General features: G+C 40.7%; 10 protein-coding genes. 9 read left to right on the top strand and 1 reads right to left on the bottom strand.

The features are described from left to right. Window positions 1-6: 6 nt before the first annotated feature. The 8 genes from BkAM31D_RS20640 to BkAM31D_RS20605 all read left to right on the top strand — a co-directional run bounded on the left by BkAM31D_RS20640 (window position 7) and on the right by BkAM31D_RS20605 (window position 10,341). A complete protein-coding gene (locus tag BkAM31D_RS20640) occupies window positions 7-753 on the top strand; it encodes an MBL fold metallo-hydrolase (protein WP_084372326.1) in 747 nt (248 codons plus the stop codon). Between the two features lie 11 nt (window positions 754-764). Further along, entirely contained in the window at window positions 765-1,496 is a 732-nt protein-coding gene (locus BkAM31D_RS20635; protein ID WP_066157364.1) for a sugar isomerase domain-containing protein, read from the top strand. 38 nt (window positions 1,497-1,534) lie between these two features. Next, entirely contained in the window at window positions 1,535-3,049 is a 1,515-nt protein-coding gene (gene xylB / locus BkAM31D_RS20630; protein ID WP_066157361.1) for a xylulokinase, read from the top strand. A 27-nt stretch (window positions 3,050-3,076) separates the two neighbouring features. Further along, entirely contained in the window at window positions 3,077-4,279 is a 1,203-nt protein-coding gene (gene nagA, locus BkAM31D_RS20625; protein WP_066157356.1) for an N-acetylglucosamine-6-phosphate deacetylase, read from the top strand. Continuing rightward, window positions 4,266-5,003, top strand: a complete 738-nt coding sequence (gene nagB, locus BkAM31D_RS20620) for a glucosamine-6-phosphate deaminase (RefSeq protein WP_066157353.1) — start codon at window positions 4,266-4,268, stop codon at window positions 5,001-5,003. The genes nagA and nagB overlap by 14 nt, the downstream gene beginning before the upstream one ends. A 481-nt stretch (window positions 5,004-5,484) precedes the next feature. After that, entirely contained in the window at window positions 5,485-6,333 is an 849-nt protein-coding gene (locus tag BkAM31D_RS20615) for an SHOCT domain-containing protein (RefSeq protein ID WP_066157347.1), read from the top strand. 17 nt (window positions 6,334-6,350) lie between these two features. After that, complete coding sequence (locus BkAM31D_RS20610; RefSeq protein ID WP_066157344.1) at window positions 6,351-7,262, top strand: hypothetical protein; 912 nt, start codon at window positions 6,351-6,353, stop codon at window positions 7,260-7,262. A gap of 532 nt (window positions 7,263-7,794) precedes the next feature. Next, on the top strand, window positions 7,795-10,341 hold the full coding sequence (locus tag BkAM31D_RS20605) for an alpha-amylase family glycosyl hydrolase (RefSeq protein ID WP_085449842.1): 2,547 nt from the start codon (window positions 7,795-7,797) through the stop codon (window positions 10,339-10,341). 17 nt (window positions 10,342-10,358) lie between these two features. Here the strand turns inward: BkAM31D_RS20605 and BkAM31D_RS20600 are convergent, their stop codons facing one another. Beyond that, complete coding sequence (locus tag BkAM31D_RS20600; protein ID WP_066157338.1) at window positions 10,359-10,901, bottom strand: GbsR/MarR family transcriptional regulator; 543 nt, start codon at window positions 10,899-10,901, stop codon at window positions 10,359-10,361. Between the two features lie 244 nt (window positions 10,902-11,145). Here BkAM31D_RS20600 and proV point away from each other — a divergent pair, with 244 nt between their 5' ends. Continuing rightward, window positions 11,146-12,393: a glycine betaine/L-proline ABC transporter ATP-binding protein ProV gene (proV, locus tag BkAM31D_RS20595; protein WP_218017039.1), complete on the top strand. Its 1,248-nt coding sequence runs from the start codon at window positions 11,146-11,148 to the stop codon at window positions 12,391-12,393. Window positions 12,394-12,402: the final 9 nt, after the last annotated feature.

Below are 12,402 nucleotides of genomic sequence, written 5' to 3'. Positions count from 1 at the left end.
TCAGCTATGAAAATCAATGATCATGTTTATTTGGTGGCCAGTGGAAAGATGGGATTTGATTTAACACATCCATCAGATTGTAATGTTTATTTGGTAGAAGACCAAGGCGAACTCGCGCTGATTGATTCCGGCACTGGCGATTCAGTTAATGATATTTGTTCGCATATCGAAGCACTGGACTTTTCGTTATCGCAAGTTAACAAAATTTTTCTGACACATATTCACGCAGATCATGCAGGTGGAGCCGCGGCATTAAAAGAGAGAACAGGAGCGGACGTGTTTGTCATAGAAAGTGCTTATGAAACGTTGAAAGCTGGCGATGAAGAGGCGATCGACTTAACAACGGCCAAGAAATTCGGGTTTTACCCTGAGGATTATCAATTTACACCGTGTGTAGCAGATCAGTTAGTGAAAGAAGGGCAAGAATTTTCTATTGGAAACCTTAAGTTGAGAGTTCTCGAAACGCCGGGACATTCTCGTTTTGATGTATCTTATGTCATCGAAAATAAAAATGGGGAAACCTATTTGTTTAGCGGTGATACCGTCTTTTACGATGGAAAAATATCCATGCTTCATACACAAGATTTTCATCTGCAGACGTTGGCTAAAAGTATTGAAAAGCTAGCTGACATCAAGGCGAATGTCCTTCTGCCAGGGCATTTTCATCCTGCCTTAAAGCATGCAGATACTCATATAGAAAAAGCAAATCAAATATTCCAAAGTATGGGGGTACCATCAAATATCGTTGAGTAGGGGGAGAAACAATGTTAGAAAGACAATATGCTTCAAAAGTTTGCGAAGTGATAGAAGGTGTGGTGGAGACACAAAATGAATCAATTGGGGATGCAGCTGTTTTGATTGCTAAATCAATACAAAAGGACGGCTTGCTACATTTATTCGGATGTGGTCATTCCCATTTACTCGTTGAAGAAGTGTTTTACCGTGCGGGTGGACTTGTGCCGATTAACCCGATTTTCGAAACGAGTGCAATGCTTCATGAAGGGGCAGTAAAAAGCTCGAAGATTGAACGGATGCAGGGATATGCAGTTCATATTTTGAATAATTACACATTGAATGAAGATGAAGTCATTGTCCTTATTTCCAATTCGGGAATTAATTGTTTGCCGATTGAAATGGCCATAGAAGCAAAGAAGAAAGGGCTGAAAGTCATTGCGATTACCTCCTCTTCTTATCTCGATCGAGAATCAAGACATCCATCTGGTAAGAAGCTTCATGATCTCGCAGACATCGTCATTGATAATAAGTTACCATACGGTGATGCGCTAGTTGATATTCCGAATACGCCGTTAAAAATGAGTCCTGGATCGACCGTAGTCGGAGCATTCTTGATCAATATGCTAATGGCTAGAGTCGTAGAGGAATTGCAAAAGCTAGGCGTTGAACCGCCAATTTTCGTAAGCGGAAATGTTGAGGGTGGAATGGAGTACAATCAGAAGTATATAACAAAGTATCAAGATCGTATTAAGCATCTGTAATTCTAAATATAGATTGTAAATGAAGAAGGTGTTCAATTGTGGAAACTCACCAATTCGTAATGGCCATAGATGTTGGAACAACATCGGTTAAATGTCTCGTAATGAATCAAACGGGGCAAACAATGGCTCAAGCTTCCTATGGTTATCCAATCATCAATCAAAAGCCGTGCTGGGTCGAACAAGATCCACTAGATTGGTGGGCGGCGGTTATTCAATCGATCAAAGATTGTCTTGAGATCGTTCATGCTGCCGACATTGCTTCCATCTCCCTATCAGGCCATATGAGTGCTCTTGTATTGATTGATGGAGACGGTCAGCCGTTATGTCCAAGTATCCTAATCGCTGATACTCGCTCAGCTAAACAAACCTCCTACTTACGGCAAAACTATAGCGAGGCTTTTGCGGAAATCACAGGTAACGAGCCTCTTGATGCTTTTACCGTATCAAAATTGCTGTGGGTAGCGGACGAGAAGCCTGAAATTCTCGAGCATACTAGGAATTTTTTCTTCCCAAAAGACTTTATTCGTTTTCAATTGACTGGACGAATCGGGACAGACCCTACAGATGCAGGGAATAGTTTGTTATACGATCCAATGAAGAAAGACTGGAATTGGCCGATGATTCAAGAGTTAGATCTACCAGCTCATATATTTCCTGAGCTTGTCGATACAACTGATGTCTTTGGAGCAATTACCGAACAAACGGCCCAACAAACAGGCTTAAGAGCTGGCACGCCTGTTATAACAGGAGGAGCCGATATGGCATGCAGTCAGATTGGAACCGGTGCCACTTTGGATGGAACGATGGCAATTACGTTAAGTACGTCAGGTCAGGTCGTGATGGGAGTTCCTGCCCATCATGAAAGGGGAGTAGGCAAGTTAACGTTTCACCCTGGAGTCAATGCTGATTCCATGTACACGATGGGCACGGTCTTTACAGGTGGACTTGGTGTGGAGTGGGGCTATAAGTTTTTGTTCCATAAAGAAGCAATGGATCGATCAGATTACAGCGAATTAGCAAGATTAACTGAAGAAATGAAACAATACTCGGCTGGTAGCCAAGGGTTATTGTTTTTGCCATTTCTTGTAGGTAGTGGGACTCCTTATTTTGATCCAAAAGATCGTGCAGCTTGGATTGGGTTGTCATTAGATCAAAAGAAGTCATTGCTGCTTCATTCGATTCTAGAAGGAATAACGTTTAACATTTTGGAAAATGTCAATGTGATTAAGGAACTGGGTGTTCCGGTCGAGAAGATTCACCTTGGAGCTGGCGGGAGTAAGAACATGGTTTGGTGCCAGATGATTGCAGATGTGTTAGGGATGGATGTGAGCCCATTGGCTAATCGAGATGGCTCGGCACTAGGAGCAGCTGTTATTGCGGGTACTGGTATTGGAATGTTCTCTTCTATTGAGGAGGCTGTATCGAAACTAGTCAAAGCAGAAACAGATATTTCTTACAATCATGAGAAGCATCAGCAATATCAGAAGTTATTTGTTGGATATCAACAGGTATATCAATCGATCAATCGTTATATGAATAACCTCCCTAACTGAAGGAGAGTGAGAAGGGTTCATAAAAAGATGAGTAAAACAATTGTGCTAACCAATGGGAACATTTATAGCCAACAAGGTTATATAGAAAATGGTTACATCAAAGTTAAAAATGGGAAAATTATTGATGTGTGCAGCATGAGCAACTATCAATTTGAAAAATCTAGCGACGTGATCGACCTTCAAGGAAAAACGGTCATACCAGGAATGATTGATCTTCACATTCATGGGGCAGCAGGGGCGGACGTAATGGATGCCAATCCAGATGCGTTAGAAGCGATGACGATTGCACTGTCAATGGAAGGAGTTACGAGTTTCTTGGCCACGACAATGACGCAATCAGATGAAGCAATCTCGGCCGCTCTAAGAAATGTAGCTTCATTTTTAAAAGAACCTTCAAAACGCGGTCGGAGTGAAATATTGGGAGTTCATCTTGAAGGTCCTTTTATTAATCCGAACAAAGCAGGTGCACAACCTAGTCAGCATATCAAGCTGCCTGAAATTCCTTTATTTCAAAAGTGGCAAGACCTAGCTGAAGGTGCCATAAAAGTCGTGACCATGGCACCGGAACAAGGAGAGGGAATGGGGCTTGTTCGTTTTTTAAAGCAAAGTGGTATAGTTGTCTCTATTGGTCATTCCGATGCGAGCTTTGCTGAAGTAGAAGAAGCGGTGGAGGCTGGGGCAACGCAGGTAACCCACCTGTACAATCAAATGAAGGGGTTGCATCACCGAGAACCCGGGGTTGTCGGTGCGGCTTTTTTACTAGACGAATTGTATGCGGAAATGATTGTCGATGGGATTCATGTGAGTCCGGAAATGGTAGATCTTGCTTATCGCCAAAAAAAGGCTGAGAAGATAATTCTGATCTCCGATGCGATTCGAGCAAAATGCTTGAAAAATGGTATGTATGATCTAGGTGGTCAACAAGTCATTGTGGAGGGCGGAAAAGCAATGTTAGCAGATGGAACGTTGGCAGGAAGTGTGTTAAAGCTCAAAGACGCTGCCAAAAATATGCTAAGTTATGCGAAAGATTGCAGCCTTGTTGACGTCATTCAAATGGCATCAGTGAACCCAGCCAAACAAGCAGGCGTTTACGACCGAAAAGGGAGCTTAGTAGCAGGAAAAGATGCCGATATTGTTGTGTTAAATGATGAGCTGGATGTGGAAATGACTTTCTGTCTCGGAGAATTAGCCTACCAAAGAGAAGGGACTGTTCTAAATGGAGCTAATTAAAACTAATGATTATCAAGAAATGAGTCGAGTAGCTGCTGATATTATCATTCAAAAAGTGAAGCAGTCCAAACAATTCACGCTTGGACTTGCAACAGGGAGCACACCTGAAGGGTTGTATGGTAATTTAATTGAGGACCAGAAGCAGAACGCTACCTCTTATCGTCATGTGACTACGTTTAATTTGGATGAGTATGTTGGAATGAAACGTTCCGATCCAAACAGTTACCATTACTATATGAAAACTCAATTATTTGATTCTATTGATATCCCAGTCTCGCAGATCCATTTACCAAAAGGAGATGCCACTGATCTTGGACAAGAGTGCCTTTGCTATGAAGAACTTATCCAGGCAAACGGCGGGATTGATCTTCAAGTGTTAGGGATTGGTCAGAATGGTCATATTGGGTTTAATGAGCCAGGCACTTCATTACACTCCAAAACACATGTTGTTGAACTAGCAGAGTCCACTAGAGAAGCAAATGCCCGCTTCTTTCCATCGATTGAGGAAGTTCCGACACAAGCCATAACGATGGGAATTTCAACGATTGTTCAAAGCAAACAGATTTTGCTATTGGTTTCTGGGAATAAGAAGGAACAAGCACTAAAACGATTGCTTCAAGGTAAAATCAGTGAGGAGTTTCCAGCTTCTATTTTGAATCAACATGAAAATGTTACGATCATTGCTGATAAAGAAGCGTTGTCAGGGGTTTTAATTGAAAGTTAAGGAGAAGCGTGGGGGAAGCGAGGTGGGAGCGTGGGGACGGTTCTAATGCTTCCTTAAGTGAAGGTAATGCTTGTCTCCCCCGAGGAAGCGAAAGAACCGTCCCCTGCTTCGCGAGGAAGCGAAAGAACCGTCCCCCTGCTTCAAAAAGCAAAGAACTGGTCCTGTTTTCCCTCTTGGGAAGCAGGGCTTTTTTGCTTTACCTCTATGCTCATGCGTTCAGAAGTCGGGCGAACGGCGTGTTGCGTGCGTGCCCCGCCGGCACAATGTACACTTTAATGCATTAATGCAGTAGGGTTTAAGCGCGCGTAATTTTGGGGGGCTTGGTAGGATTGGGAGTTGGTTGTAGAATGCGGGGATAGTTTTATAGAGAAGGTAAATTTTGCTATCTGCCACAACTAGACCATAATCTTAAAAACAATAAGAATATTACTATTTTAATGGTATATTTTATATAGATAGATAAACGTCGGGGGGAGTTTTCATGGGGTGTTTAGCATTTATATTAATCTTTTTAGTTTTATATGGATTTACGATAAATGTTGGAACAGGAATAGCTTTTTTGATCTTACTTATTTTGCTATTCGGGATAATGATTTCTATAGGAACGAAGCATGAAGCAAAACAAAATGAAAAGTTTAGTGTTACGAAAGCGAAGATAGAGGATGAGTTCAAAGCTAATGAATTTAACGCTTCTCAAAGCATTTATTCATGCGATCATACGTCGATGCTAGCAATTGATGAGAATTCAAAACGGATAAGCTTTGTGAGAACAAAGGGTGTAAATTTTATCGATAATAATGATTTTGTTATCGATACCTACTCATATAAAGATCTATTAGAATCTCATATTTTGGAAGATGGGGTTTCGACAACTAAAACGTCACGGACTAGCCAAATTGGCGGAGCGTTAATCGGTGGGCTCCTAGTTGGTGGTGTTGGGGCATTAATCGGTGGTCTATCCGGTAAGAAGAAGACAGCGGAGGAAGTAAAAAGTGTGAAGCTTCAAATCGTCGTAAATGATACGAAAAAGCCGGTCCAAGAAATCTCCTTTCTAAAACAAAAAGTGGAAGTGAAAAAGGATAATCCGTTATACGAACAAGCTCTAGTAGATGCGACCCATTGGCATAAACTGATCAGTGTATTGATTAAACAAGCTGATCAAGAAGACAAGGTAATGAACGCTCAAACGAACATAGAACTTGAGAGTGGTCAAAAGCAAAATACGTATATTCATGCTGATGAGATAAGAAAGTTACATGACCTATTTAAAGAGGGAATTATTACCGAAGAAGAATTTGATATTCAAAAGAAAAAAATCATATCTGAGTAAAAGGATTGAGGTTACGTATGAACAAGCTTCTATTGATGATAACAATACTTCTGTTTATTACCGCTTGTTCTTCTACTACTAATGAAGAACCTGTTAGTACGGTAGAACAGGAGGTAGAAAAGGCTGCTCCGACGGAAGAAGAGAGAGATGAATTCTTAAGTTCAAACGAGTATATTCGAGAGTATGAACATACAATTGAAGAGGATTTCGATTTTAATTACCTTACGATTGTGATGGATGATGCATTTGCAGAAAAGGAAATAAGTGAACAATACGAATATTTGGTTGAACTTTATGAAACGTATAATGAAAAGTTCAGTGAATTGCTTCCTAACGATGGGAGATTTCTTAATGCGTTAGAGGTTTATTATAGTGATAAAGAGTTTCCTACTTATCGAATTAATCTTAAATCTTTTACCATTGTAGCCGTTAACGTAGGGATTGACAGAGAAGTAGGTGAGAAGGCAAGTGAAGAATTGCATATTCAATTAGATAAGTTAGAAAAGGAAATGGTTTTGTCTGGGAAAGAAAGTGGTCTCACACTTAAAGAAAAAGAGAGCAACTCTAAAGAAGCTCTAAACACAGTCCTTTACTCAACAGCTGGTGACATTATCAGAGAAGGAGTGAATACGATTTTAACATCTGTGCCTTCTAATTCATCAGCCAAGTTAGAGACAAGCAAAGACTCGGATACATCTATAAAAGGAATGAATGGCTATGATTGGATTGGTTTAACAGATAATAAAAAATTCCATGCTATTTCGAATGCCTTATATAACTTAGATCAAAATGGGTATGTAATTGAGGAAAGTGAGTTTTATTTCATTGAAGCTCTAAATGAGTTTTATACCGATACATCGACTATAAGTACACCGGTTAATGAAGCCTTAGTTTCAGTTGGTTTGATGTCAGGTACTATTTATAAATAGTTAGAGTTGAGCTGTGGATTATTAGCAATCAGAAAACAAAACAATAGGATACCTCATTCTCAAACGGTGGAAAAACCCTTACTTATTCAGAGATTTTTCCACATAATAGTGGCTATCCACAGAAATAAAGAGTGATAATTTTTTTTGGGAATTACATATCCACATAAGTAAAGCAACATCCATGGAGGAGATGCTTTTATAGGTTTATTTTGCTGTACTTGTTTTGTTAGCAAATTTCAGTAAATCTGTTAGAACAGTGCTATAAGCTGTTAGACGTTTCTTGAATTCTAGCTAAAGTTAGGAATATTATTCTTTAGCTCATAGTGATAGAGTAAAAAAATTGTACCTTTTTTACTACTATTGCGCAAACGCTTTCCTGTTTGCGCTGTGTGTTGCACATAATTGCTCGTTCTATATAATCATTTTTGTTATTCATCTGGAAAAGGGCTTGAAGTTAGTCTGTTTTCCCAATAAGATTAATGTAAGCGTTTTATTAAAGCGGTTTCGATAATTTGGATTTGGAGGGTGTCGGATGAAGCGATTTTCTGTTTTGTTTTTGTCGATGATCTTGTTGTTGATTATGTTTGCGCCAACGTTTGTCCAACCGGTTCATGGTCAGTGGTCTGGTGATGCGGATCGGTATGACAGTGTTGTACTAAGGGGAAGTGTCGATCCTTTGCGGTGGGATGGCAATGATCATTCTTTGCTGTTTAATGAGGAAGAGGGTGTCTGGATTACGGAGCCTATTTCCTTTGTAGGTGGTCAAAAGGTAGAGTACAAGTTTGTCTATGATGGCGAATGGATGCCAGGTGCTAATTTAGAGTATACGATTCCTCAGACAGGGGACTATCAGTTTGTCTTTCATCCAGATGAGGAGAGGCTGATTGATGTTCGACCGGCTACGGCATACGATGGACAAGTAACGTTGCGGGTGAGCGTTCCGGAAGAGACTCCAGATTGGGCTGCCTTAACCGTTGCCTCCAGTATGAATAGCTTTAATTATGAAGTGACACGAATGACGATGGAAGAAGATGGACTCTATTCGATTACGTTAAGAGGACCTGCTGGTGAAGAGTTGCGATATCGCTATGGTTTAGGTGATGCAAAGTACCAAGAAGTAAGAGATCACCACCGTACTGTTACGTTCACAGAAGAGGAAAATATCGTTGAGGATACAGTGGCAGCTTGGACAGGAATTCCGATTGCAAGTAACGTCAATCATGATTTTCACCATTCGCCATTTATCCCAAATGAAAAGGATGACGTTACGGTTACCGTTGAAGTCGAGCATTATGGCCCGATTACCGATGGGAGCATTTACTTTACAACAGATGGTGCTTCACCACAAGGGGCAAGAGGGGAAGCTTATGTAGGGCAAGCTGTTCCGATGAGCGTCGTGTCAACAGATGAAAGAGGTCGTGGCTATGTCTCTGTGTTAGAAGGGAAGATTCCTGCTCAAGCGAATGAGACCCCTGTTAAGTATAAGGTGGATATTTGGAATGAAGAGGGTGAAGGTTCTCAGTTTGCGGATACGAATAGCTTAGTTTCTACAGAGGCTACTGAATTTGCTTATTATGTAGATGAGTTCACATCTCCAGATTGGGCAAAAGATGCCGTTATTTATCACATCTTTGTTGACCGTTTTAAAGATGGAAACGAAAAGAACAATTACGATACAGTTGATGTTGAGGAAGTTGGGTTAGAGGAAGCATTAAAAGGTTGGATGGGTGGCGACCTTGAAGGCATTATTGAAAAGCTCGATTACTTAGATGAATTAGGGGTTAATACGCTTTACTTATCGCCTGTTTTTGAAGGCCCATACTCTCATGGCTATCATCCGATGGACTTTCTAGATGTAGATAAGAACTTTGGTTCACTTGAAGTGTTAAAAGAGTTAATTGCGAAAGCTCATGAGCGTGACATGAAAGTCGTTTATGATATGGTTCCAAACCATAGTTCAAGTGAACATCCTTTCTTTCAAGATGCTTTGAAAAATGGGGAAAATAGTCCTTACTACGATTATTATACATTTTACGAAGACGGCTCTTATGAAACCTTTTACGGAGTTGAAAGTCTGCCACAGTTGAATAATGACAATCAAGCTACAAGAGACTGGATGCTTGAGGAAGTTATTCCTTTCTGGTTGGAGGAGGTTGACTTTGATGGGTACCGTTTAGATTATGCGAAGGGGCCGAGCTACAGCTTCTGGGTAGACTTCCGCCATGCAGTGAAACAGATGGATCAAGACTATTTTATTTTTGGTGAGGTTTGGGACAGCCGAGAAAAGATCAACTCCTACTCTGGAAAGTTAGATGGAGCTCTTGATTTTGGCTTTCACGATACGTTTAAACAAACTTTTGCCAACAACGGTTCGATGAAACAGGTTAGCAACTTACTCAAAGAAAATGAAGCGACGTATCATCCAGAATACGTGATGACGACCTTTTTGGATAACCATGATGTACCGCGCTTTTTATATGAAGCGGGGAATGACAGCAATAAGCTAAAGCTTGCGTCCTTTACTCAATTTACGTTACCTGGGGCACCGATGATTTATTACGGAACGGAAGTCGGCATGTCACAAAGTGGAAACCATCATCACTATAGTGACTGGAAAGATCGCTGGTATCGCGAAATGATGATTTGGAATAAGGAAGAGCAAGATCCTGATCTATTTGCCCATTATCAAGACATCATTGCCTTAAGAGCGGAGTATTCTGCTTTGCGCACAGGGACGTTCAAAGAGATATTTGTAAATGATGATGTGCTTGTGTTTGAGCGTGAGGATCAAGACGCACGCTTACTCGTTTTCGTGAATAAAGGAGCTGAACAAACATTTGATTTAGCCGAACTGTATCAACAAGACCGACTGACAAATGCGAGGTTGAAAAATGTGTTAACTCAAGAAAGGAAGCCAGCGAAAAGAGGGACGATTGAGGTAACAGTGGAAGAACAAGGATTTGAGATTTTTGAAGTTTCTGGTCGTCTGGGGGTGCCTGGCACGCCCCGAGATTTGTCGATTAACCAAAAAAGCACACACAGCACAAAAAATCCTTACGACCGTGTTTCACTGTCGTAAGGATTTTCTTGGTCCCTTTATTCCTTCTTCTCCTCAATCGGAATAAAGTCGAGGATTTCCTTTGTTTCAAAGCTGTCGATGAGTTTGCCGAGCCAACCGTAATATTCGACCCATCTTTCGAGTTTTTCAATATCAGTTTGGGCATGCTTGCGAACGTCTTCAGACGTGTCCGGATTTGCAAGGAGCTGTTGTAGCTCAGAAAGGGTTTTTTTTATCGCACTTGTATTCATCGTCAAGGCTGATCGCCATTTTGTTGTAAAGTAATCAAAAAAGCGTTGGTACGAGTCGTCATTGACTACGTATAAATCTTTTCTTACGCCTTTCTTCCAAGTCTTTTCAACCATTTGTAAATCAAGTAAGGTTCTAACGGCGAGGCTCATACTTGCTTTGCTCATTCCGAGTTCTTCTTTCATTTCATCGAGTGTTAATGGTTTATCTGAAAAGAAAAGAAGACAGTATAGACGTCCGATGGAAGGGCTGACTCCATATAGGTACATATTTTGCGAAATGGCTTCGATCACCCTTGTTCTGGACTGTTGTAATGCTTCGTTGTCGTTCATCTATCTCACATCCTATATAGACTACTTTCGCTATGTTAAGACTACCTATTCAAGAGAAGATTGTAAAGTTTGCTTTTCTAGTGGAAGTTGGACCATTTAAGAGGATGTGTAAAGAATGTCGTCGTTCAATACGTTTAATAAATATTAAACGAACTATATGGATGAAACAGGTTGAATATACTGTTTGAGTCAATAGAATCAATCAAGCTATAATAAAAAAGTCCTAAGCGGCGAATTAAACGAGGTGAAAAAAATGGAGGAAAACATAAAAATAAAAGTTAGTGATGTGACCAAGATCTTTGGAAAATCATCAAAGAAGGCGATACAGCTAACGAAAGAAGGAAAATCCAAGGAAGAAATTTTAAAGGAAACAGGTTCAACGGTTGGGGTTAACCGAGCGTCCTTTGAAGTGAAGTCAGGTGAGATCTTTGTCATCATGGGATTATCCGGAAGTGGAAAATCGACGTTAGTACGAATGCTTAATCGTCTGATTGACCCGACAATGGGGCAAGTTCAAATTGATGGAAAAGATATCGTGAAGTTGAGCAAGGAAGAATTAAGGGAAGTAAGAAGAAAGAAAATTAGTATGGTCTTTCAAAAGTTTGCCTTGTTCCCTCACAAAACGGTGCTTGAAAACACGGAGTATGGGTTAGAGATTCAAGGTGTTGAAAAGGCTGATCGAAGTGAAAAGGCATTAGAAGCATTAGAGTTAGTTGGACTTAAAGGTTATGAAAATCAATATCCTGATCAACTAAGTGGTGGAATGCAGCAACGTGTGGGGCTTGCGAGAGCGCTGGCAAATGATCCTGATGTTCTTTTAATGGATGAAGCCTTTAGTGCATTGGATCCTTTAATTCGAAAAGATATGCAGGATGAGTTGCTAGAATTACAATCTACGATGGAAAAAACGATTGTCTTCATTACCCACGATTTAGATGAGGCGCTACGGATCGGTGACAGAATCGCTCTTATGAAGGATGGAAACATCGTACAAATTGGAACACCGGAAGAAATATTAATGAACCCTTCTAATGAATATGTCGAGAGGTTCGTAGAGGATGTTGATCTTGCGAAAGTCCTTACGGCGCAACATGTCATGAAGCGTGCGGAGACGGTTCAAATTGATAAAGGTCCTCGTGTTGCTCTGAAACTAATGAAGGGCTTAGGAATCTCTTCAATCTATGTCGTCGATAAGCAGCAAAAACTTCTCGGTGCCATTACCGCAAAAGACACGTCAAAAGCAGCTGAGAGAAATGAGTCGATCGAGGCTTACTTGGACAAGGAGATCAATGTCGTTCAAACAGACACGGTTTTAATCGACTTATTTGATAAAGTGTCCACATCAACGATCCCGGTTGCGGTGACAGATGAGAATAACCGATTAAAAGGAATTCTCATTAGAGGTGCGGTGATTGGTGCTCTTGCAGGGAACGAACAGTATATTAATGAAGTTAGTGAACCAGAAGTACCGTTAGCTAAGGAGGTGATGTAACGTGGAAGG

This window comes from Halalkalibacter krulwichiae (assembly GCF_002109385.1).
Classification (GTDB): Bacteria; Bacillota; Bacilli; order Bacillales; family Bacillaceae_D; genus Halalkalibacter; species Halalkalibacter krulwichiae.
The sequence above is the reverse complement of the archived record's forward strand: the minus strand, read 5'-3'. Positions and strand labels throughout refer to the sequence as shown.